This is a genomic window from Streptomyces sp. CB03238, from assembly GCF_002099185.1.
Taxonomy (GTDB): Bacteria; Actinomycetota; Actinomycetes; order Streptomycetales; family Streptomycetaceae; genus Streptomyces.
On sequence record NZ_NBCN01000015.1, the window covers coordinates 17,266 to 37,551 of the forward strand.

The 20,286-nt window shown below is 72.7% G+C and carries 22 protein-coding genes and 2 pseudogenes; 12 read left to right on the forward strand and 12 right to left on the reverse strand.

Annotated features, from left to right (window positions below):
* Nucleotides 1-5 precede the first annotated feature (5 nt).
* Nucleotides 6-1,163 carry a hypothetical protein gene (locus BKD26_RS25585; protein WP_084902532.1) on the forward strand — a complete coding sequence of 386 codons (1,158 nt, stop codon included), beginning with the start codon at nucleotides 6-8 and terminating at the stop codon, nucleotides 1,161-1,163.
* Between the two features lie 127 nt (nucleotides 1,164-1,290).
* Nucleotides 1,291-2,103 carry an SAM-dependent methyltransferase gene (locus BKD26_RS25590; protein ID WP_084902534.1) on the forward strand — a complete coding sequence of 271 codons (813 nt, stop codon included), beginning with the start codon at nucleotides 1,291-1,293 and terminating at the stop codon, nucleotides 2,101-2,103.
* A 9-nt stretch (nucleotides 2,104-2,112) separates the two neighbouring features.
* Here BKD26_RS25590 and BKD26_RS25595 read toward each other — a convergent pair whose 3' ends face one another.
* Both BKD26_RS25595 and BKD26_RS25600 read right to left on the reverse strand, forming a co-directional pair.
* Entirely contained in the window at nucleotides 2,113-3,015 is a 903-nt protein-coding gene (locus tag BKD26_RS25595; protein ID WP_179166690.1) for a helix-turn-helix transcriptional regulator, read from the reverse strand.
* An 85-nt stretch (nucleotides 3,016-3,100) separates the two neighbouring features.
* Entirely contained in the window at nucleotides 3,101-3,334 is a 234-nt protein-coding gene (locus tag BKD26_RS25600) for a DUF397 domain-containing protein (RefSeq protein WP_241518827.1), read from the reverse strand.
* Between the two features lie 194 nt (nucleotides 3,335-3,528).
* Here BKD26_RS25600 and BKD26_RS25605 point away from each other — a divergent pair, with 194 nt between their 5' ends.
* Nucleotides 3,529-3,987 carry an ATP-binding protein gene (locus tag BKD26_RS25605; RefSeq protein ID WP_241518828.1) on the forward strand — a complete coding sequence of 153 codons (459 nt, stop codon included), beginning with the start codon at nucleotides 3,529-3,531 and terminating at the stop codon, nucleotides 3,985-3,987.
* A gap of 57 nt (nucleotides 3,988-4,044) precedes the next feature.
* On the opposite strand, the gene BKD26_RS25610 is transcribed toward BKD26_RS25605, so the two are convergent.
* Entirely contained in the window at nucleotides 4,045-4,434 is a 390-nt protein-coding gene (locus BKD26_RS25610; RefSeq protein ID WP_084902542.1) for a rodlin, read from the reverse strand.
* A 159-nt stretch (nucleotides 4,435-4,593) separates the two neighbouring features.
* Between BKD26_RS25610 and BKD26_RS25615 the strand changes: the two genes are divergently transcribed.
* A complete protein-coding gene (locus tag BKD26_RS25615) occupies nucleotides 4,594-4,884 on the forward strand; it encodes a hypothetical protein (protein ID WP_084902544.1) in 291 nt (96 codons plus the stop codon).
* Nucleotides 4,885-4,906: 22 nt separating this feature from the next.
* Here BKD26_RS25615 and BKD26_RS25620 read toward each other — a convergent pair whose 3' ends face one another.
* Nucleotides 4,907-5,602: a maleylpyruvate isomerase N-terminal domain-containing protein gene (locus tag BKD26_RS25620; protein WP_084902546.1), complete on the reverse strand. Its 696-nt coding sequence runs from the start codon at nucleotides 5,600-5,602 to the stop codon at nucleotides 4,907-4,909.
* 95 nt (nucleotides 5,603-5,697) lie between these two features.
* On the opposite strand from BKD26_RS25620, the gene BKD26_RS25625 reads away from it, so the two are divergent.
* The 3 genes from BKD26_RS25625 (at nucleotide 5,698) to BKD26_RS25635 (ending at nucleotide 8,051) form a co-directional block, all read left to right on the forward strand.
* Entirely contained in the window at nucleotides 5,698-6,186 is a 489-nt protein-coding gene (locus BKD26_RS25625; protein ID WP_084902549.1) for a hypothetical protein, read from the forward strand.
* 71 nt (nucleotides 6,187-6,257) lie between these two features.
* A complete protein-coding gene (locus BKD26_RS25630) occupies nucleotides 6,258-7,280 on the forward strand; it encodes a DUF3048 domain-containing protein (protein ID WP_084902552.1) in 1,023 nt (340 codons plus the stop codon).
* Between the two features lie 279 nt (nucleotides 7,281-7,559).
* Nucleotides 7,560-8,051 (forward strand): GNAT family N-acetyltransferase, encoded by a 492-nt coding sequence (locus BKD26_RS25635; RefSeq protein ID WP_084902554.1) that lies wholly within the window; start codon nucleotides 7,560-7,562, stop codon nucleotides 8,049-8,051.
* Between the two features lie 117 nt (nucleotides 8,052-8,168).
* Here BKD26_RS25635 and BKD26_RS25640 read toward each other — a convergent pair whose 3' ends face one another.
* The gene (locus BKD26_RS25640) at nucleotides 8,169-8,573 is read right to left on the reverse strand and encodes a helix-turn-helix transcriptional regulator (RefSeq protein WP_179166691.1); all 405 of its coding nucleotides are present in this window, start codon (nucleotides 8,571-8,573) and stop codon (nucleotides 8,169-8,171) included.
* A 78-nt stretch (nucleotides 8,574-8,651) separates the two neighbouring features.
* Between BKD26_RS25640 and BKD26_RS25645 the strand changes: the two genes are divergently transcribed.
* Nucleotides 8,652-9,278: a hypothetical protein gene (locus BKD26_RS25645; protein ID WP_179166692.1), complete on the forward strand. Its 627-nt coding sequence runs from the start codon at nucleotides 8,652-8,654 to the stop codon at nucleotides 9,276-9,278.
* Nucleotides 9,279-9,403: 125 nt separating this feature from the next.
* Complete coding sequence (locus tag BKD26_RS25650; protein ID WP_084902560.1) at nucleotides 9,404-10,951, forward strand: MFS transporter; 1,548 nt, start codon at nucleotides 9,404-9,406, stop codon at nucleotides 10,949-10,951.
* 1 nt (nucleotide 10,952) lies between these two features.
* Here BKD26_RS25650 and BKD26_RS25655 read toward each other — a convergent pair whose 3' ends face one another.
* Complete coding sequence (locus BKD26_RS25655; RefSeq protein ID WP_084902562.1) at nucleotides 10,953-11,429, reverse strand: hypothetical protein; 477 nt, start codon at nucleotides 11,427-11,429, stop codon at nucleotides 10,953-10,955.
* A 107-nt stretch (nucleotides 11,430-11,536) separates the two neighbouring features.
* Between BKD26_RS25655 and BKD26_RS25660 the strand changes: the two genes are divergently transcribed.
* Nucleotides 11,537-12,712: an aminotransferase class I/II-fold pyridoxal phosphate-dependent enzyme gene (locus tag BKD26_RS25660; protein WP_084902565.1), complete on the forward strand. Its 1,176-nt coding sequence runs from the start codon at nucleotides 11,537-11,539 to the stop codon at nucleotides 12,710-12,712.
* Between the two features lie 8 nt (nucleotides 12,713-12,720).
* On the opposite strand, the gene BKD26_RS25665 is transcribed toward BKD26_RS25660, so the two are convergent.
* The 4 genes and pseudogenes from BKD26_RS25665 to BKD26_RS41555 all read right to left on the reverse strand — a co-directional run.
* Nucleotides 12,721-14,610, reverse strand: a complete 1,890-nt coding sequence (locus BKD26_RS25665; protein ID WP_241518829.1) for a transglycosylase domain-containing protein — start codon at nucleotides 14,608-14,610, stop codon at nucleotides 12,721-12,723.
* Nucleotides 14,611-14,695: 85 nt separating this feature from the next.
* Nucleotides 14,696-14,962: a hypothetical protein gene (locus tag BKD26_RS25670; protein WP_084902567.1), complete on the reverse strand. Its 267-nt coding sequence runs from the start codon at nucleotides 14,960-14,962 to the stop codon at nucleotides 14,696-14,698.
* Nucleotides 14,963-15,110: 148 nt separating this feature from the next.
* Entirely contained in the window at nucleotides 15,111-17,336 is a 2,226-nt protein-coding gene (locus tag BKD26_RS25675) for a sialidase family protein (RefSeq protein ID WP_084902570.1), read from the reverse strand.
* Between the two features lie 106 nt (nucleotides 17,337-17,442).
* Nucleotides 17,443-17,721 (reverse strand): annotated as a pseudogene (locus BKD26_RS41555) (hypothetical protein); the annotation flags it as partial.
* Nucleotides 17,722-17,977: 256 nt separating this feature from the next.
* Here BKD26_RS41555 and BKD26_RS25685 point away from each other — a divergent pair.
* Nucleotides 17,978-18,619 carry an NAD(P)-binding domain-containing protein gene (locus BKD26_RS25685; protein WP_084902571.1) on the forward strand — a complete coding sequence of 214 codons (642 nt, stop codon included), beginning with the start codon at nucleotides 17,978-17,980 and terminating at the stop codon, nucleotides 18,617-18,619.
* A 34-nt stretch (nucleotides 18,620-18,653) separates the two neighbouring features.
* On the opposite strand, the gene BKD26_RS25690 is transcribed toward BKD26_RS25685, so the two are convergent.
* Both BKD26_RS25690 and BKD26_RS25695 read right to left on the reverse strand, forming a co-directional pair.
* A complete protein-coding gene (locus tag BKD26_RS25690; protein WP_084902574.1) occupies nucleotides 18,654-19,328 on the reverse strand; it encodes an SUMF1/EgtB/PvdO family nonheme iron enzyme in 675 nt (224 codons plus the stop codon).
* Between the two features lie 26 nt (nucleotides 19,329-19,354).
* Nucleotides 19,355-19,492, reverse strand: a pseudogene (locus BKD26_RS25695) (HTH domain-containing protein); the annotation flags it as partial.
* 213 nt (nucleotides 19,493-19,705) lie between these two features.
* Here BKD26_RS25695 and BKD26_RS25700 point away from each other — a divergent pair.
* Nucleotides 19,706-20,128 carry a hypothetical protein gene (locus BKD26_RS25700; protein ID WP_084902577.1) on the forward strand — a complete coding sequence of 141 codons (423 nt, stop codon included), beginning with the start codon at nucleotides 19,706-19,708 and terminating at the stop codon, nucleotides 20,126-20,128.
* Nucleotides 20,129-20,286 lie beyond the last annotated feature (158 nt).

The following is a 20,286-nucleotide window of genomic DNA, read 5'->3' on the forward strand; positions in this document are numbered from 1 at the left end:
CCGGTGTGGTGATCGACACGGAGGACGCGGCCGGGACGGCGCTGCTGCTGGCGGCCGCCCCCGTCGGCAAGGGGCGGCTGATCGACGCGGTGGGCGTGCTTCCCGCGCTCGCCGCCGTACCCCCGGGCGCGTTGACCGGCACGGCGGCCGCGACACTGGTCGAGCTGGCGGACCCGCTCGACCCGCAGGCCGTGCTCACCCGCCTCCGCGCCGCCGTCGCCGCGCCCGGCCCGCTCTCGCTCTACATCGCCGGGCAGCTCCACCTCGACCACCGGCAGCGCCTGCCGCACCTGGCCCTGGCCCGTACGTCACCCGCCACCCTGCGCTACACCGCCCTGCCGTGGCACTGGATCGCCGGTGAGCTGAAGCTGCGCCGCCCCGGCACGACCACGGTCGTCCTCGACCTGGTCGCCGACGACCCGACCTGGCAGCAACTCGCCACGGACCGGGGACTGCTCGCGCTCTGCCACGGGGTACGCGTGTACGGCCGCGTCGTCCCCCCACCCGGGCGCCGTACGATCGCGAGCCCCGACTACCTCAAGGCCTGCGCCGCCATCTGGCGCAGCGGGGCGCGCCCCCCGCTCGCCGCCCTGCACGAACAGGCCGCCGCACAGGCCGGCGCGCAGAGCGGTACGCACGCCACGCTGGTGTTCGCCGCCGGCTTCCCGCCCGCGCCCGTACCCTCCGCACGCCAGGAGAGCGCCACCGACCGGCCCGCTGCCGACACCGATCCGCTGCCGTCGATCCTCGCCGCCGCCGCGTCCGGCCGCCACGGTGAAGCGGCGGCCGCCGCCGCGGCCTGGGAGCAGCACGCGCACCGGACGTACGGTTCCGGCTCGCCCCAGGCCGTCCACTGGCTGGAGGTACGCGCCGACCTCGCCCGCCTCGCCGGGGACCCGGCGGCCAGCTGCCGGCTGTGGATGGTGGCCGCCGAGGCCAGGCTGGCGCGGCAGCAGACCCGGGACGACCGCCAGGTCGAAGGCGCCGTCGACCGCGCCCACCACCAGTGGGAACGGCTCCGCGATCCGGACACCGCCCGCGCCCTCGCCCCGGCCCTGATCGCGCTGCGCCGCCGGGTGCCCGGCCGCCAGCGCGGAGCGCTCCAGGTGCTGCAACGCCGGCTCGAACGCTGGCACGACGCCGGCGAAGGTGTCATGCGCTGACACGATGGCCGAAAGGCGCCCACCCGGACCCGCGTACCCGGCCATTCCTCATACCGGCACGCCCGCTCTCCCTAGCATGTGCCTCTCGTACGACCTACCTGACGGCACCCGAGCGGATGAGGACTGGATGGCACGCGAGTTGTGGAGCCCTGACGCCATCGACACGACCGTGCCCAGCGTGGCGCGCATGTACGACTACTTCCTGGGGGGCAGCGACAACTACGAGTCCGACCGCGAGGCGTGCGAGCTCCTGCTGAAGCAGGTGCCCAGTACGAAGGCGCTGGCCGTGAACAACCGGCACTTCCTGCGGCGCGTCGTACGCGTGCTCGCCGCGGAGTACGGAATCCGCCAATTCATCGACCACGGCTCGGGCCTGCCCACCCAGGACAACGTCCACCAGGTCGCCCAGGCCGTCGACCCCGCCGCCGCCGTGGTGTACGTCGACAACGACCCCATCGTGCTGGCGCACGGCCGTGCCCTGCTGGACGAGAACGACCGGACGGCCGTCATCCAGGCCGACATGCGCGACACCGAGGGCATCTTCGACCACGAGGAGACCAGGAGGCTGATCGACTTCAGCCGGCCCGTCGCCGCCCTGTTCGTGTCGGTCCTGCACTGCATCCCGGACGAGGACGACCCGGGCGCGCTGGTCCGGAGGGTCGCCGAACGCCTCGTACCGGGCAGCTTCCTCGTCGTCTGCCAGCTCGTCAGCGACCGCCCCGAGATCCGCACCTTCGTGACCGACTTCATGGCGGAGGCCACCGGCGGGCACTGGGGCCGGGTGCGCGAGGAGCACGAGGTGGCCGCGTTCCTCGACGGTCTGGAGATCCTCGAACCGGGCCTGGTGGAAGTGTCGACATGGCGGCCCGACAACGACCTCGCCCCCGTCCAGCAGACCGACGAATGGGTCGAGTGGGGTGGCGTCGCCCGGATCGGGTAGGCGCTCTGCTCAGTAGCGCTCGATGCGCTCGCGTAGCAGCGCGAGCGAGTCCGCCGGTGTGAGAGCGCAGGCCCCCAGCCTGTCGAGCATGTCGCGGTACTGCTCGACGGTCTGGGGTTTCTGGCTGAAGGTGCTGTCCGTCAGGTGCTCGATGTAGACCGCGTCCTTGAGGTCACCGAGCGCGAAGCGCAGATACGTCACGCCCGTGCCCACACCCACGGACGCGGTCACGTCCAACGGCGCGATCTGCACGGTGACGTGGGACCGCCGCATCATCACGGCGAGGTGCTCCAGCTGCTCGCGCATCACCCGGTGTCCGCCGACCGTGCGCAGCAGGACCGACTCGTCGAGCACCGCCCACAGCCGCGGCGCGTCCGGCTGGTCGAGCTGTCGCTGTCTCTTCTGCCGCAGGTCCACCCGGCGCCCGACGTCGTGCGGGAGGAGGCGGGCGGGCCCCGACTCGATCACCGCACGCGCGTAGGCGGGCGTCTGCAGCAGGCCCGGCACATAGAACGGCTCGTACGTGCGGATGATCGCGGCCGCTCCTTCCAGGGCGACCAGCGGGGTGAAGAAGTCCGACAGGACGTCGCTGAAGGAGTTCCACCAGTCCGGCCGGCGGGACTGGGCGACCAACCGGTGGAACTCCGCCACGAGTTCCTCGTCCTCCACCCCGTACAGGCGCAACAGCGCCTCGGCGTCGGCCGGTTTGCACCCGTGCCGGCCCAGTTCGAGCCGGCTGGTCTTCGACCGGGAGAAGCCGAGGCGGACGTCGACGTCCGCGGGGTCGAGCCCGGCGCTCACGCGCAGTTCGCGCAGCTTGCCGCCCAGGATCAGCTTCAGGGCGGTCGGGTTGTTCTCGACCGCCCCCAGGGGCCGGACGAACAACGACGGGCTCCGTTCCGTTGCAGCCATCGGGACGCTCCTGCTCTGTGAGGACACGACAGTACCCAGCGCGCGGCCGGGCGGGCCAGACAGCGAGTCGCTCTGGTGGCCCGATTCAGTCCAGTACGGAGTCGAAGTCGCCGTCCCTGGCGCCCGCCACGAAGGCTGCGATCTCCTCACGGGTGTAGATCAGCGCGGGCCCGAGCGGGTCGCGGGAGTTGCGGACGGCGATGTGGCCACCGGGGAGCGCGGCCAACTCGACGCAGTTTCCCGTGGCGTTGCTGTGACTGCTCTTGGTCCATGTCACCGAGCTCAGGGCTCCGGCCTGCATACCGTTGAAGAACTCCACACCCACCAACCCCTGCCGTTTCGTTCACGTGTTCCCGCCATCCTTGAATGCAATCCCAGATGCAATTGCATTTTGGCGACGCGGCCGACGATACTCGTTCCAGATCGGCTGCCGCAGTGTCGAACACCGAAGCCTGCAGGGGGACATGCCCAGTGACGGCTCATATGTCGGCCTTATCGCGTACGGATGCCGCGTTGCCGCGTGACGAGAGTCTGGACGGCTTCGCCGCCTGCGGGCTCGGCGGGTGTCCACGGAGCGCGGGGCAGGCGCGGCGTTTCGTCAGGGCCACCCTGACCTCATGGGCGCTGCCGTCGCTCGTGCCGGACATGACGCTGGTCGTCAGTGAACTCGTGACCAACGCCGTCCAGCACGCCCTGGCCCCGTCCTCTTCCCCGCCTTCTTCCCCGTCCTCTTCCCCGCCCCTGGAACATCCCGTGTGGCTGGGCCTCTTCCGGTACCCCGGCGTCGTGGTGTGCGCCGTCTCCGACCCGAGCCCCGAACCGCCACGGCCGCGCCACGCTGGCGACGCCGCGGGGAGCGGCCGGGGCCTCGCCCTCGTCGGCGCCCTGAGCGAGTCCTGGTCCTGGGACCGGGCCCCGGTGCGGGGCAAGACGGTCTGGGCGACCCTCTCCCTGCCCGGCGACTACGCCTGACCCCCCTCACCACGGCCGGCCCGCACGGCGCCCGGCGCGCGTGCGGGCCGGCTCACGTCAGTCCTGGGCGGCGACGGACGCGTTCTCGGCGATGACCTTCTCCAGGATGTGCGACAGGGCGCTGTCGCCCTTGACCGCCGTGGAGTTCTCCGCGCACTGCTGGTTCTGCGTGTCGTTCACGAGGTCCTGAACACCGATGTTGATCAGCAGGATGTTCTGGACGTCGCCCTGGACCGGCAGGCCGACGCACAGCTTGTTGAGCGACCCCTGAACGAGCCCGACCTGCGGGCTCATGTGGCCGCCGGTCTTGGTGTTGCCGTACGACTGGGCGGAGAAGTTGCCGTTCTGCGTGTCGACTCCGCGGTCGCCCACGGCTGCGGCCATCGGCGCGGACACGCCGAGGACGGCGGCGGCGACACCGGCCGTGGCCAGAACCTTCTTGATCATGTTCGTCCTTCATTGTCGTGACACCCGGATCTCCGGGTTCCTTTGCGTAACAGACCGCCCCCCGCCGCGTAACGCCCCGGAGATGAGCTAGCCGTGAGTTCACCCTTTTGCCGCACCCGGGCGGAATGAGCGCGAGCGCGAGCGGTCACACATGGCTGCATGAACCATTCCGCAGCGGACGAGCGGGTCGTCGAACGGCTCGTACCGGCATGGCTGGAGGAGGCGGCGCGGCATGACGCGCGGACTGCCGAGGAGGCACGGGAGGAGTGGCGGCGGCGGAGGCTGTCCGCCGAGGCCGCCCGGGAGCTGGCCGACTGGGTGACGGCCCGGGTCACCGACACCGGCTTCAACGCGGACGAGGGGCCCGCGCCGGACGTGCCCGTACGCATCAGCGTCGCCGACAAGACGGCCGTCCACCGCTGGCTCGCCGCGCAGGGGCACGACGTGTGACGGACGGCCCCGGCCGAAGAGATCATCCGAGCAGAGGGAAGCGCGGCGCGTCCGGGCCGAGCGCGGCGCGCTCGGCGGGTGTGAGGGCGGTCCGGCCGGTGGCCGCGCGGGCGTAGTGCGCGTCGTCCCACGGCACCGGGGCGGGCCGGCCCAGGAGCCCGTCCAGCGTGCGCCGGACCTCGGCGAGCCCTTCCGGGGAAGGCCCCGGCAGGCCGGCCAGTGAGACGCCGAGGTCCAGATGATGGATGGTGGCCTCCACCGCGAGCGTACGCAGCAGATCGCCCGTGCGCAGGACATGCCCCTGGGTGGCCACGGGCTGCCGCGGATCGACGTGGTCGGCGGCGTGCAGCGCGGCCGCCACCGTCTCCAGGTACAGCTCGCGCAGTTGCCCGACGCACAGGAACATCCCGGCGACGGTCCGCGCGAACCGGCGGCCCTGCGCGGCCCGCTCCTTGCCCGCCGCGTCCTGCTGCCGCCAGTCCGCCCAGTAGGTGACGGCGTCCCGGTCGGGCTCGGCGTCGGTGGGCATGTGCAGGGCGTTCAGGGCGCGCTGCACATCGGTCAGGCAGTGGAACACCAGGTCGCGCGCGGCCCAACCGGTGCATCCGGTCGGCGCCCACGACCGCTCGTCGTCGATTTCCCGGACAGCGGCCGCGAACGCTCCGTACGCCGCGCGCAGCACCTCGCCCGGGTGTGTCAGGTGGTCGGCACCGGTCATGACCTCCAGTGTGCGGGCCCCCGCGTCGGTTTGGTGTGTACCTGACGCTAGAGTGCGGTGTTTCATCCATTGGCGTACGGAGGAGGGGGCGGCGCATGAGTGCGCAACTGCGGGAGGCCGCAAGCGAGTTGGCGGGAGTGCTGTGGCGGGAGCACACCGTCTACCGTGAGCGGTCCGGGGGCGTGGTCATCCGTGGCGAGCACGTCAAGCGCTGGATCAGCCTCGCCCCCGCGGGGGGCCGCGACGAGATACTCCTCCGGGCGGGCCGCATCCTCGACGGCGGAACCACCGCCCCGGCCCGCTCGGAAGCCGTGATGCCGCTGTCCGCCGGCACGGCGGAGCTCGCCGCCGCGTGCCGGCGCCTGCTCGCCGAGACCGCTGCCGAAGCCGCCCTCGCCGCCGCCGGCCCCGCGGCGAAGCCGCGCGGCGCCGGGCGCAAGGTGGCGGCACGGCCCCGGCGCCCGAAGAAGCCCCGCCGGTCCGGGCGCAAGGGGAGACACACGGGTGTCGGCTCCTGGGTCGTCCTGCTGTGCCTCGCCGGTGTGGTCGGGTACCACTTCTGGAGCACTGGGGCGACGCCCTGAAGTGACCCGGCTCCGGCTCTGTTCCGGCACTGCTTTTCGTGGTCCACTTGAGGCAGGCAGGAGCAGGACCGATGGGTGCCAGGCGCAAGTCGGTACTGGCCGGTGCAGCCGTCGCCGTGGTGGTGTCCGCGGCCATGACCGCCGGCCTTTACGCATGCTCGGCACCCGGTCCCGAGCCCCGGCCCCAGCCGCCGCCGAGCGCGACCACGCCACCCACGCCCCTCCCGCCCAGCCCCGCCCGGCAGGGCGTGTCGCCCTTCACGGGACTCCGGGCCGAGCCCGCCCCGGTGCTCGCCGTCAAGATCGACAACGTCCGGCCGGCGCGGCCCCACACCGGCCTCGGCGCGGCCGACATCGTCTACGTCGAGCAGGTCGAGGCCGGGCAGAGCCGGCTCCTCGCGGTCTACTCGTCGCAGCTGCCCCGCACGGTGGGGCCGGTACGCAGCGCCCGCGAATCGGACCTGGAGCTGCTGCGGCAGTTCGGCCGCCCCGCCCTCGCCTACTCCGGCGAGCAGTCCGCGCTCCGCCCCCTGATCGAGGCCGCCCCGCTGTTCGCCCTGACACCGGGCGACGTCCCCCGGGTGTACTTCCGCGGCCAGGACCGCCCGGCCCCGCACAACCTGTACGTCAGACCCGAACGCGCCCTGGCCGCCGTCCCCAAGGCCGACAAGGCCAAGGACATCGGCTTCCGGTTCGGCGCGGCGCCCGCGGGCGGCAGGCAGGTGAACGAGCACACCGTGCGCTACCCGGCGGCACGCTTCACCTTCACCTGGTCGGACAGCGCCCAGCGGTGGCTCGTGGCCATGGACGGGGCGCCCGCCCGCACCACGGACGGCGGGCAGGCGGCGGCCCGGACGGTCGTCGTGCAGAACGTCGACGTCCGCTCCTCGCGGTTCAGGGACCGGGGCGGCAACGTCACCCCGTACACCGAGACCGTGGGATCCGGCACCGCGCTCGTCCTCCGCGACGGCAGGAGCCACGACGCACGGTGGAGCCGGCCGGCGGCGACCGGCGGCACCACCTTCACCACACCCGCCGGACAGCCCCTCACCTTCGCGACCGGACAGGTCTGGGTGGTCCTCATCGGCCGGTGACAGCCGCGGTGGGCGCGCCCGCGCGGCCGCCGAGGGGGGTGCGCCGGCCGCGCCACCGACACCTCCCACTCGGCGTCCGTGGCCGGTGCCGGCCACCGCAGACCACGGGCCACCGCGGCCCCCGGCCTGGGGCCTGGCGCCGGACGGCCGCCCCGCGGGCACCTGGCGGCACCCCTGGACGTGACCGGCGGTCGTCCCGAGCACCGCGTCCGCTGCCTCGCCGCGGGGTGGGCGCACACCGTGGCCCTGGTCGACCGGGGCGACTTGTAGGGTGCGGACATGTCATCCTCGCCGCGCCTGGCGAAGGTCACCCCGGACAACGTCGACGCCGCCTGCCGGCTGCGCATACGCCCCGACCAGGAAGGACTCGTCGCACCGGTCGTCCGGTCACTCGCCGAGGCGTACGCACAGCCCGACATCGCCTGGCCCCGCCTGATCCTCGACGGTGACGAACCGGTCGGCTTCGTCATGGGCTTCTTCGGCGTCCGGTTCGACCCCGACGTCGCGGGCGACCGCCACCGCAACAGAATCTGGCGCCTCAACATCGCCGCCGGCCACCAGGGCATGGGGTACGGCCGCTTCGCGGTGGAGTCCGTGTGCGAGGAGATCCGCCGGCGCGGCGGGACCCGTGCGACGGTGACCTGGGTCCCGGGCGACCACGGCCCCGAGCGCTTCTACCACCGGCTCGGCTTCCGCCGCACCGGAGAGCTCAGCGGCGACCAGGTCGTCGGCGAGCTGGACCTCACGGGTGCTCAGAGCGCCGCAGCGTGACGGGGGGCCGGACGAGTGCCCGCCGAAGCGGCATACCTCCGCGAGGACTTCGACCGCTGGGTCGCCCAGGAGGACAGCGGCACCGCCGCGCACCGGTGCCAAGTCCACCGGGACGCGCTAGGCGGCGAGACCGAGCCGGGCCTGCCGCGTACTCGGCCGCGACGCCCCAGCCACCCTCGCCCGCCGGACGCCGGTCTCGCTCACGGCGGAACCGTCGCTCACCGGGGCGACGGCGCGCCGTCCGGCCGACTGTGCCCGGCCCGTCCGGGCGAGACGGGACAGGTCCGCCTGGGCCAGCGAGAGGAGATCGGCCAGCCCGAGACCGAGGGCGTGAGCGGCGGCCGCGAGGACCTCCGACGACGCCTCCTTGCGGCCGCGCTCCAGCTCGGAGAGATAGGGCATCGAGATCCGGGCCGCGTCGGCCACGTCCTTCAGCGTCCGTTCCTGCGCGAGGCGTTCGCGGCGCAGCACGTCACCGACGATGTGCCGCCAGAGGGGCTCTTTGGGTACGTCGTTGTTCACCCCTCCAGCGTACGGGCGTTGACCGCCCGGCGGCGCGCCCTTGCGACGATGTCGGAACACCAGGGAGGGGAGCTTGCGGTGACGGACCGATCGGAAACCGGGCCGCCCGGCATGGAGCAGCACGTCACGGCGGACGGCGGCTTCGCGTACGGGGTGATCGGCGCGTCCCTGCACGTCTTCGGCGACGGCACACCGCTGTACGTACTGGAGAACTGGCGCCCGCCGCCCCCGGACGCGGCGTCCCGGCCCGAACCGCCGGGCGGCCGGGAACGGGAACTCGCCGATCTGCGTACCTGGCGCGAGGAGGGCCCGCGGCTCGCCGTGCGGTGGCTGCACGGCCCGGACGGTCGGGGCGGGTCGCTGTTGGCGGCCGAGTTCGCCCGCGAGGCGCTCGCCGACGGCTGGCGGGTCGTCACCGCCGTCCACGGCCCCGGTGCCGTCCTGCCGCCCCCCGGCAGCCAGGACCTGCGGCCGGCCGGCGCCCAGGGCCTGATCCTGATCGTGGACCACGCCGACCGGTGGCCGCTGACCCACCTGACGTGGCTGTTCAGCAACGCCCTGCTGCACCGGCCCGATGTGCCCACGCGCCTGCTGCTGCCGGCCCGCTCCACCGACACCTGGCCGGCCGTACGCGCCACGCTCGCCAACCACCGGGCGGGCACCTCCGCGATGTTCTCCGCACCGCTCCAGGACGGTGGCGCGTAGCCGGGAGAGCGGCACGGTGATCGACTGGTCCGGCTCATCCCCCGGCCTTACGGTCGAATAGTGAACGAAGCCGTCCACTGACGCTCCGGAACCGTCCGCTGACCCTCCGGTGAGGGATGCGCCGCATGACCAGACCGCAGCCGACCCCTGTACCGCAGACCGCCACCCCCGAGCGGGGCGGCGGCAACGCGATGGCGCTCCTGGTCATCGCCTCGTGTCAGCTGATGGTGGTCCTCGACATCACCATCGTGAACATCGCCCTGCCGCACATCCAGAGTTCGCTGCACTTCTCGACCACGAACCTCTCCTGGGTGGTCAACGCCTACACGCTCACCTTCGGCGGTCTGCTGCTGCTCGGTGGCCGCGCGGGCGACATCCTCGGCCGCCGCAGGGTGTTCATCTCCGGTGTGCTGCTGTTCGTCCTCGCCTCGCTGCTCGGCGGACTGGCCCAGAACTCCGGACAACTCCTCGCCGCGCGCGCCCTGCAGGGCGTCGGCGGCGCCATCGCCTCCCCGACGTCCCTGGCCCTGATCAGCACGACGTTCAAGGAGGGCCCGGAGCGCAACCGGGCGTTCGGCGTGTTCGCCGCCGTCTCCGCCGGCGGAAGCGCCATCGGGCTGCTCGCGGGCGGCGTCCTCGTCGAATGGCTCGACTGGCGCTGGGTGCTGTTCGTCAACGTACCGATCGGGCTGCTCATCGCCCTCGCGACGCCGAAGTGGATCAAGGAGTCCGAGCGCCACCCCGGGAACTTCGACGTCACCGGAGCGCTGACCTCCACCCTCGGCATGGTCCTGCTCGTCTACGGGTTCATCCGCGCCGCGCAGGACGGCTGGGGCGACCCGCTCACCGTGGCGTCCTTCGGCGTCGCCGTGGTGATCCTCGCGGTGTTCATCTTCGTGGAACGGCGCTCCAGGCAGCCGATCACGCCCCTGCACATGTTCGCCGACCGCAACCGCGCGGGCACGTACGCGATCATGCTCAGCCTCGCCGCCGCGATGTTCGGCATGTTCTTCTTCCTGACGCTCTTCGTGCAGAACGTCCTCGACTTCAGCCCGCTCAGAGCCGGCCTGGCGTTCCTGCCGGTCAGCGCGATCATCGCGGTCGGCGCGGGCCTCGCCTCCCAGCTCCTGCCCCGGTACGGACCGAAGCCCTTCATGGTGACCGGAGGGCTGCTCGCGGCGGCCGGCCTGGCCTGGCTGACCCTGACCGACGTGCACTCCACCTACCTCGGCAGTGTGCTGGGACCGATGCTCGTCTTCGGCCTCGGCATGGGGATGGAGTTCGTCTCGCTGACCCTGATGGCGCTGTCCAACGTCCCCGTCCAGGAGACGGGCGCGGCATCCGGCCTCCTCAACGCCACCCAGCAGGTGGGCGGTTCGCTCGGCCTGTCCATCCTGGTCACGATGTTCGGTACGGCGAGCGCCAACGAGGCGGAGAAACAGGTGCCCGCCTTCCTCTCGCAGGCCGACCCGGCGGAACGGCTGCGGTTCCAGCGCACCGGAGAGCTGCCGCCGCCGTGGGCCGATCACGTCCTGACCTCCGGCGTCTCCGCCGCCTTCGTCGTCGCGGCGATCTTCACCGCCGTCGCGGCACTCGTCGCCCTGCTGGTCATCCAGGTACGCCCCTCCGACATCGAGCGCCTCAAGGGCGGGATGGGACCGGGCGGGGTCTGATTCACCTCCCGTACACGCCCTGGCACAGCGCGGTGACGGCCGGGTCCGTGACTCCCTGGGACGCACGGCACACGTCGTCCATGCCGTACGCGGGCCGTGGCAGCGCCGGGACGTGCACGGGCGGGACGTGCGCGGCCGGCGGCTGGGGCCGTGGCCGCGGCCGCTGAGGCCCGTCCGCCGGGGCGGGAGCCCTCCGCGCGGGCGGCTTCGGCACGGCCCACGCGCGCGCCGGCCGCTCGGCCGTACGGCGGTCCTGCCGCACGGGCTCGCGGGACGGCCCGGGGAGCGCTCCGATCGTGGCGAGTTCCTCACGCGGCGGAGGCTCGGGCGGGCGGCGCCAGTGGACGGGAGGGGGCGCCGGATCGCCCGCCGGCGCCCATTGCTTCGGCTGGGGCGGCGCGGCGACCGTGCGCGGTACGGACACACATCCCGTGGCTCCGAGGAGGACGGCGAGAGCGAGGGGTACGATCCGGCGCATCCCCCCACCTTCCCGCAGACCACCGCCGCCGGGTGCCGTCCCGCGGCCGGACCACCGGCACGAGTGACCCGGGCGGATCCGCCGCCCGACGCCTAGAATCGCCGGGCATGGAGCAGATACCGCACGGCTCGCCCGACGACCCGAACCCGCTCCGGCACCTCTCCCTGGAGCAGCTGCGCCGCCGTACCAGCGTGAAGTGGCGTACGTACCCCGACGACGTGCTGCCGCTGTGGGTGGCCGAGATGGACGTGCTGCCCGCGGAGCCGGTGGCGCGTGCGGTCACCGACGCGATCGCCATCGGGGACACCGGCTACCCGGCCGGGACGGGCTACGCCGAGGCACTGGCGTCGTTCGCGAGCGAACGGTGGGGCTGGGACACGCTCGCGGTGGACCGCACGCGGCTCGTGCCCGACGTGATGCTGGGCATCGTCGAGGTACTCAAACTGATCACCGGCCCCGGTGACGCGGTCGTGGTCAACTGCCCCGTCTACAACCCCTTCTACCTGTTCGTGGAGCACATGCCGCGCCAGGTCGTGGAGGCACCGCTCGACGCGCGGGGGCGGATCGACCCGGCGGCCCTGGAGGACGCGTTCCGGCAGGCCGTCGCCGGCGGGCGCCGCGCGGCGTACCTGCTGTGCAGCCCGCACAACCCCACCGGCACCGTGCACACCGCCGGCGAACTGGCGGCCGTGGCGGCGCTCGCCGACCGCCATGGCGTACGCGTCGTCGCCGACGAGATCCACGCCCCCGTCGTGTCCCGCGCGACGCGGTTCGTGCCGTACCTGAGCGTGCCGGGAGCCGGGACCGGCTTCTCGCTGATGTCCGCGTCCAAGGGCTGGAACCTGGCCGGCCTCAAGGCCGCGCTCGCGGTGGCGGGACCGGCCGCCGCCGACGACCTGGCGCGGATGCCGCCCGAGGTCGGCCACGGGCCCAGCCACCTCGGCGTCATCGCCCACACCGCCGCGTTCCGGGACGGCGGCGACTGGCTCGACGCCGTACTGGACGGGCTGGACGACAACCGGCGCCTCCTCGTCGACCTCCTGGCCAAGCACCTGCCCGGCGTACGCCACATCCCCGGTGACGGTACGTACCTGGCGTGGCTGGACTGCCGGGCGCTCGGCCTGGGCGACGACCCGGCCGCCGTCTTCCTCGACCGCGCCCGTGTCGCGCTCCACCCGGGCCCGCCGTGCGGAACCGGCGGCGCCGGCCATGCCCGCCTCAACCTCGCCACCTCCCCCGAGGTGATCACCGAAGCGGTACGCCGCATGGCCGGCGCGCTGTGAGGGCGCCGCTACTCGGCCTCGCGTGACGCCGGGGAGCCGGTCATGTAGGACGACCACACCCGCAGCGGCAGGAAGTCGGCCCGGTCGGTCTCGCTTCCGCCGACGCCGTTCATGGGCAGCAGCCCGTCCGTACCGGGCCGGCTGCGGAAGACCGTGACGGCGGTGGACAGTTGCCCGGTGTAGCCGACGAACCAGGACGCGGGGACCCGGTCCTCGTCACCGGTGCGGCCGGCGGCGACGGGGGAGAGGGTACGGATGGCGTCCGGGGTCATGGCGTCGACGGCCACGTCCCGCAGCGCGTCCGAGACCTGACGCGCCACCTCCGCGTCCAGCGCCTGCCGGGCGGCCGGCCGTTCCAGCCCCTCCAGCGGCGTGCCCAGGTGGCTGACCGCGGTGACGGAGTACGGGTCGGCCTGCCGCCCGTCGGCGGCGAACGTCGCGTACGCGCCCGCCATCCGGATCGCGCTCGGGGTCGACGTACCGGTGGGGAAGGACGACTCCAGGGGCGCCATGCTGAGCGGCAACAGGCCGGAGCCGACGGCGTGGTCCCGCACCTTCTCCAGCCCGACCGCCTCGCCCAGCCGGCTGTAGACCCCGCTGTCGCCCCGGACCAGCGCCTGGCGCAGCGCGAGCGGCGCGTCGCCGACGGAACCGCCCCGCTGCTGGAGGGCCGCCGCCAGGACGAACGGCGTGAAGGCCGAGCCCACCGGCACACCGGCCGTGTCGGCGTTGTTGGTGAAGTGCTCGGTGGCGTCGGAACCCCCGTACAGCGCCAGCACCGCCCCGTCGCCCGGGCGGATCGACGCGGCGCCGACCTCCACCTCCCGGTCGGCGATCCGGCGCGCCGGGTCGAGCGACGTCTGCCGGACCTCTTCCACGGTCGTGCGCAACCGCTCCACCTCCCGCTTGTCGAAGGTGGTACGGATCCGGTAACCGCCGCGCCCCAGCTGTTCGGTCGTCAGCCCGGTGCGGTTCTTGATGTCCTTGTCGGCCACGTCCACCAGATAGCCGATCTGGCCGGAGAGGTTGGTGGAGACCGACTCCGGCCGGGGCTCGGGGAAGACGGTGTACGTGGCCCGCTCCGCCTTCGACATGTACCCGAGCTCCACCTGCCGGTCCAGGACGTAGCCCCACCGCTGCACGGCCCGGCGGTGGTGGGCAGCGCTCAGCGAAGGGTCGTACAGCTCACCGCCCTTGAGCAGCGCCGCCAGCAGGGCGCTGCGGGAGGGGTCGAGGTCCTTTGCGTCCATGCCGTAGTACGCCACCGCCGCGGCCTGCACCCCGTAGGCGTTCCGGCCGAACCAGCTGGTGTTGAGGTACCCCTGGAGGATCTCCTGTTTGGACAGCGATCTCGACAGTTTGACCGCCAGGCACAGCTCACGCAGCTTGCGGTCCAGGGTCTGTTCCTGGGTCAGGTACGTGTTCTTCACGTACTGCTGCGTGATGGTGGAACCGCCCTGCACCTCCTGGCCGCGCGCCATGTTCACCACGGCCCTGGCCAGCCCGCGCACCGAGAAGCCGGGGTCGCTGTAGAAGGTGGCGTTCTCGGTGGCGATCACGGCGTTCTGGAGCGACGGCGGAATGTCGGACAGGGGTACGTTCTGCCGGTTGACCGGCCCGACACTCACCATCTGGGTGCCGTCCGCCCAGTAATACACATTGGCCTCGGCGCGCGCGTAGGCGTTCACGTCCGTGATCTGCACCGTGGAGTAGACATGGCCCACCAGCGCGGCCAGTGCGCCGAAGGAGAGCAGCGCGACGCCGAGCAGCTGTCGCCACGACGGGACCCACCGGAGGGCTCCCCGCCGGCCCCGGCGTGGGTAATCGATGCGGAACCGGCGGCCTTTTCCCGGCAGTGCACGCGGAACCCACGCCTTCCGCCCCCCTCGACGCAGCACGGCTCATCGCCCCCCTTTCTGTACGGGTGACCTTGCTGTCCCCTACTACGGGACATGACGGTCACCCGTTCAGGTGAGGGCGGACTCAGCCACCGACGGGCAGGCCCGCCGGCAGGCCACCCGCGGGCAGGCCGCCGAGCAGGCTGCCACCGACCGGCAGCGGCGAGGCCTGGTGCCCGGACGAGTCGGGGGACGTGCTCAGCGGCCCCGTGCTGTTGAGGTCGGTCACGACGGGCGCACCGACGGAGGCGGGCGGCTGCTCCCCGGCCACGGCGGGGGTGGCGACGGCGACGCTCGCGCCGGCGATGGAGGCGCATACGGCGACCAGACGGACGCGGGGATGACGAGGCATGAGGTGCTCCTGGTGTGTGAGGGGAGGAAGTGCCGCATGTACGGCTGGAATGTGCAACGAACCCACCCCCGCCGACGACACGGTCCGCGCCTCCACCGCCGGGGCCGTCACCCCGGCCGGGGTGACGGCGCCCGGGACACCGGCCGGCTCAGGGGACGGTCAGTTCGTAGAACCCCCTGCCGAAGGTGGCCGCGACCAGGCGGTGGTGGCCGGCGTCGTACTCGATGTCGTCGACCGGGACCGCGGGCATGCCCCGGCCGAGGCGCGACCAGTGGCGCCCGCCTGACGCGGAGGCCGCAGAGGCGAAGACGCCCTGGTCGGTGCCGACGGACAGCATGCTGCCCCGCCCGATGACCAGGTCGTTGACGGGCGCGTCGGGAAGGTTGCCGGACAGGTCCTTCCACCGCTTGCCGCCGTCCGTGCTGCCGTACACATGGGCGAGCCGGGAACCGGCACGGTACCCGGAGTGGGTGGTGTAGACGCGGTCGGGGTCGGCCGGGTCGACGACGACACGGGTCACCCAGGGGCGGCCCTCGGCGAGCTTCGTCCAGGTCCCGCCCAGGTCCTTGGTGACCCAGACACGGCCGTCGTCGGTGCCGGCGTACACGGTCCGGCCGTCGCCCGCCGGGGCGATGGAGGTGATCGTTCCGTAGTTGGTGTAGATCGGGTCCGGACCGGGGCCGCCGGAGAGGTCGGGACTGATGGCCTGCCAGGTCACGCCGCCGTCCGTGGAGCGGTTGAGCACCTCGGAGCCGTAGTACAGGATCTTCGGGTTCCGGGGATCGAAGACGACGGGCGTGAACCAGTTGCGCCGCTTGAAGACCGTCTTGTCGGCGAAGTAGGTGAGGGTGTCGCCGCCGTCCGTGGACCGGAAGCAGTTGCCGTACTGGTAGCAGGCGAACACGTTGTTCACGTCGGTCGGGTTGATGAGGTTCTCCTCGCCGTCCCCGCCGAGGTACTCGTTGAAACCGTCCCCGCCCCAGGAGCGCAGTGAGCCGTTGTCCTGGGACCCGCCGGAGATCCGTGAGGGGTCCTGCGGGCTGATGGCGGCGCTGTAGAGCTGGGTGTACGGCTCGTGTCGGGCCTTGACCCAGCCGCCGTCCCCGTTCGCGTCCGACCGGTAGACGCCACCGTCGTTGCCCAGGTAGACGCGGCCCGGCCGGCGCGGGTCCCAGACCATCGCGTGCTGGTCGACGTGGATCGTCGAATCGTCGTACGTCCAGGTGGCGCCGGCGTCCTTCGAGGTCATCAGCGGTACCCCGGCGACGTGCACATGCCTGGCGTCCTCCGGGTCGGTCCACACCTTCCCGAACCACCAGCCGAAGCTCGACTGCGACCCGGTGAGCTTCTCGTCCGCCGGTGTCCGGCTCCAGGTGCCGCCTCCGTCGGTGGAGGTGTAGAAGCCCTCGAAGGGGCCACTGGTCTTGTTGACGATGGCGTACAGCCTTTTCCCCGCGACGGCCAGCCCGATCCGCCCCACGTCCGGCCCCCGCGCGGGCAGGCCGCCGCCGAGCCGCTCCCAGGTCTTCCCGCCGTCCGCGCTGCGGAACACACCGGAGCCGACGCCGCCGTACGTCCGCAGTGCCGGCGTACGGCGGTGGTCCCACATCACCGCGTACAGTTCCTCGCCCTGGACGAACACTTCGGTGGCGCCGGTGAATTCGTTCTCCCCGGCGAGAATCCGCTGCCAGGTCTCCCCGCCGTCGTCCGAGCGGTACACGCCGCGGTCGCCGCCGCCGTTGTAGAGCGAGCCGGCCGCGGCCACGTAGATCCGCCGAGGATCGGCCGGGTCCACGGTGATGGCGCTGATCGCACCCGAGTCACGCAGCCCGATGGGCCGCCAGTTCGCTCCGCCGTCGGTGCTGCGGTAGAGGCCGGTGCCTTCGTACGTGATGCTGCCGCCGCCCGGGTTGGGCTCGCCGGTCCCGGCGTACAGCGTGCCGTCCGGCGCGGTGGCGATCGCGCCCATGGCCTGCGTCCAGCCGTCCGGCCACGCGGACGTGAAGGTCTGCCCGGCGTCCGTGCTGCGCCATACGCCGCCACTGGCCGCCGCGGCGTACACGGTGTCGGCGCGTGTGGGGTCGAGCGCGAGGGAGACGATCCGTCCACCGATGTTGGTGGGCCCCACGGACTTCCAGCGCCCGCCCACGGTGGGCAGTCGGCGTGCCTGCGCGGCGGCGGTCTCGTGGGCGTGGCGCGGAATCGACTGTCCCGGCAGCGTCTTCTGCAGGTACCGGTACTCGGCCGGCGCGGCAGGCCCCCGGACCGGCCGGTACACATCGGGCGGCCCCGGCGGCGCGGCCGCCGCGGGCGCCGTGAGCAGGCCCAGGCCCAGGAGCGGTGCGAGGACCAGCGGAAGCAGACGTCTGCGCATGGACACCCTCTCTTCGTCATGGCCATCTCAAGCCGTGCCGACGTTACGAGAGGGACCAGGGCAACAGAAGGGCACGCGCCGGACTTTGTGGCGGCCGTGCTCCGTGGAGGTCGCCGGCGCGGAGTCGGACGCCGTCCAAGCGGGCTCCGGAGAACCGTGCACTTCGCGGGGTGACGCTCTCCGGGAGCACGCGGACGCGGTCCTCGGGGACGCGGCGCTCCAGGCCGTGGACGACGTCGTGACCGAGCGCTGAGGTGATCCCGCCGACGGGTGGCGTCCGGGGGTGCTCCGCGTTGTCCCGGAGGAACGCGGCGAGCCGGCGCTCGGAGAAAGCGGCCGCGTCCCGGCGGGCGCAGCGGTCGGTCATCCGGTCGCGGACATGCAGCCCCGTATCGACTTCGAGGCCACCGCCCCGGTACTGGCCCGGCCCGCGGCCTCGGTGTGGCCGGCTCCCGGCGATCCCACCTGACACGGCATCGGCTCTGCGGCTGCGCACCCTGCCCATCACCGAGCCGCCCCTGCGCGGCCGGGTCGCCCTCACCTGGCGTGCGGTGAGCGACCGCGGAACTACGTCTTTGGTGCCGGTCCACCCGGGTCCGCGGGCGGATTCGCCGCGCCTGTACGGAAGTTAGCGTCACACCATGCGTATAGGACTACTTGGCACCGGAAACGTCGCACGAGCACTGGCCCAGGGCTGGAGTGCCGCAGGACACGATGTGCTCCTCGGTTCACGCAGGCCCGAGGACCGGACAGACCTCGGCCTCCCCGTGGCGGGACTGAGCGAGACGGCCGCCCACGCTGAGGTACTGGTCAACGCCACACCCGGAACCGTCTTCGTGGAACTGCTCCACTCCATCGGGGCACCGGCGCTGGCCGGCACCCTGCTGATCGATGTCGGGGTCGGGCTCTCCGACGACTTCACCCGACTCTCACACCCCAACAGCAGTCTGGGCGAACAGATCCAGCAAGCCTTCCCGCTGACGCCCGTCGTCAAGACGCTGTGCACCATGGACTCCACCGTGATGATCGCCCCGGACGCTCTCGACGGCCCGAGCACCGTCTTCCTCTCCGGCGACGACGCCGAAGCGAAGAGGACCACCGGCCGCCTGCTCACCGACCTCGGGTGGCCCCCGTCGTCCCAGCTGGACATCGGCGGCATCACCACCGCACGGGGACAGGAACACTTCGCCCTGCTCTTCATGGGCATCGCGGGCGGGCTCGGGGCCCACACGTTCAACATCAACGTGATCACCCGCCCCGCTGCTCACGCTCTGCCCTCCTGACGGGATCGCCGGTGGGCGGCGGGTGGCGCGGGCCTCAGAGGGACCGCGCCACCCGGAACCCCACGTCGTCGATCCGCAGGGTCGGGTGGCTGCGGCGCCGCACCGAGGCGCGGCAGCTCCAGCGCTCGTCGAACCACCCGCCGCCCCGCAGCACCCGATAGGTGCCGTAGACCTCGGGGTCGTAGAGGTCCCAGCACCACTCCCACACATTGCCCAACATGTCGTACAGGCCCCACGCGTTGGGCGGTCTGCCGCCCACGTCGTGGGTCCGCTCGTCCGAGTTGCCGCGATGCCAGGCGATCTCGTCGAGCGGCCCGTACCGAGCGCCGGTCGTACCGGCACGGCAGGCGTGCTCCCACTCCGCCTCGGTCGGCAGCCGGTACCCGTCGGCGGACGCGTCCCACTCGACGCCTTCCTCGTCCGTACGGAACCGATACGCGGGCGTCAGCCCCTCCCGCTCGGACAGGGCGTTGCAGAACCGGACCGCGTCCCACCACGACACGCCCTCGACGGGCAGCCGGTCACCCGGCGGCGCGCTGCTCGGCCGCAGACCGGTGACGTGCGCGTACCACGCCTGGGTGACCGGGAACGCCGCGAGCCGGTAGGGCGCGAGCTCGACCGGCCAACGGCGCTGCGTCCGCCGGTCGGACAGCGTCACCTGTCCCGGCGGGATGGTGACCGTCTCGTACCCCGCGCTCACTTCCGTCATCCGGGAAGCCTATCGGCGGTGTACCGGTCGGCCATGACGCCCACGGCATCCGCCGACGCGCCCAGCGCTTCGATGTCCCGGTGCACGGTACGGACCGACGCCTCCGGCTCGGCGGCGAGTTCCGGGGCGGTCATCCGCCCGCGGTTCCAAAGCAGCAACAGCAGGGAGAGAAGCCGGTCGGCACGTACAGGGAATGTGGCCCCCGATCACCGCGGCGCAGGCCTGTGCGGCCCGTCGAGAGGGCTTGCCCCGAGCTGTCCGTCCCGTACGCCTTCGATGACGAGTGCTGTCCGCCGTCCGGAGCTCATTGACCTGATCTTGAGCACCGCCGTAGGGTGAATGCCACCCCTTCACACCGATCGCTCGTTGGGCGCCTCATGGTCCTCGCATCGCCTGCCCGCCGCCGCGCCGCTGTTTTCGCCGGCTCCGCCCTCCTGACCACGGGACTCGCGTTCACGCTGTCGGCGTGCGCAGACGGCGCCCCGCCCGCGGGCGGGCAGAGCGCCGTCTCCCTGAGGCTCACCGGCGCCTCGCTCGCGGGCGCGTTGGAGGCGCAGGCCACGGCCGTCGAACGCCAACCCGGCCCGAAGGTGTGCACCACGGACCCGGCCGACCGGGCGGCCTGCCGGAACCCGGGCGGGACGATCGATCCCCGCGGGGGAGACCTTGACGGTGACGGCGTCTTCGAGCCGCACGAGCCCGTCGGCCCCGGCTACAAGGACCCGCGCGCGTACGACGGCGGCAGGACGTCCGGTGAGACGCAGTGCGAGTGGCTGCGCTCGCAGGGCAAGGCCTGCTGAGCCCGGCCGAGAGGGCCTGGCGGCGTAGCCCCTGGAGGAGGGGCCGAGCGGGCGCGTAACCCCATAACCCCCCGGCGCCGGAAGTGGGGGGTGGGGACACGGACAGTCACTCCGGTCCCGAGCTGGGTGCCGGGGACCTTCTACACCCACCCCCCATG

What these genes read in the sequence shown, in the direction of transcription:
- BKD26_RS25670 (WP_084902567.1), bottom strand. Translation starts at nt 14,962, where the DNA reads ATGCCTCGTCATCCCCGCGTCCGTCTGGTCGCCGTATGCGCCTCCATC.
- BKD26_RS25615 (WP_084902544.1), top strand. Translation starts at nt 4,594, where the DNA reads ATGAACCATTCCGCAGCGGACGAGCGGGTCGTCGAACGGCTCGTACCG.
- BKD26_RS25590 (WP_084902534.1), top strand. Translation starts at nt 1,291, where the DNA reads ATGGCACGCGAGTTGTGGAGCCCTGACGCCATCGACACGACCGTGCCC.
- BKD26_RS25620 (WP_084902546.1), bottom strand. Translation starts at nt 5,602, where the DNA reads ATGACCGGTGCCGACCACCTGACACACCCGGGCGAGGTGCTGCGCGCG.
- BKD26_RS25650 (WP_084902560.1), top strand. Translation starts at nt 9,404, where the DNA reads ATGACCAGACCGCAGCCGACCCCTGTACCGCAGACCGCCACCCCCGAG.
- BKD26_RS25690 (WP_084902574.1), bottom strand. Translation starts at nt 19,328, where the DNA reads ATGACGGAAGTGAGCGCGGGGTACGAGACGGTCACCATCCCGCCGGGA.
- BKD26_RS25655 (WP_084902562.1), bottom strand. Translation starts at nt 11,429, where the DNA reads ATGCGCCGGATCGTACCCCTCGCTCTCGCCGTCCTCCTCGGAGCCACG.
- BKD26_RS25610 (WP_084902542.1), bottom strand. Translation starts at nt 4,434, where the DNA reads ATGATCAAGAAGGTTCTGGCCACGGCCGGTGTCGCCGCCGCCGTCCTC.
- BKD26_RS25675 (WP_084902570.1), bottom strand. Translation starts at nt 17,336, where the DNA reads ATGCGCAGACGTCTGCTTCCGCTGGTCCTCGCACCGCTCCTGGGCCTG.
- BKD26_RS25635 (WP_084902554.1), top strand. Translation starts at nt 7,560, where the DNA reads ATGTCATCCTCGCCGCGCCTGGCGAAGGTCACCCCGGACAACGTCGAC.
- BKD26_RS25595 (WP_179166690.1), bottom strand. Translation starts at nt 3,015, where the DNA reads ATGGCTGCAACGGAACGGAGCCCGTCGTTGTTCGTCCGGCCCCTGGGG.
- BKD26_RS25685 (WP_084902571.1), top strand. Translation starts at nt 17,978, where the DNA reads ATGCGTATAGGACTACTTGGCACCGGAAACGTCGCACGAGCACTGGCC.
- BKD26_RS25630 (WP_084902552.1), top strand. Translation starts at nt 6,258, where the DNA reads ATGGGTGCCAGGCGCAAGTCGGTACTGGCCGGTGCAGCCGTCGCCGTG.
- BKD26_RS25625 (WP_084902549.1), top strand. Translation starts at nt 5,698, where the DNA reads ATGAGTGCGCAACTGCGGGAGGCCGCAAGCGAGTTGGCGGGAGTGCTG.
- BKD26_RS25700 (WP_084902577.1), top strand. Translation starts at nt 19,706, where the DNA reads ATGGTCCTCGCATCGCCTGCCCGCCGCCGCGCCGCTGTTTTCGCCGGC.
- BKD26_RS25660 (WP_084902565.1), top strand. Translation starts at nt 11,537, where the DNA reads ATGGAGCAGATACCGCACGGCTCGCCCGACGACCCGAACCCGCTCCGG.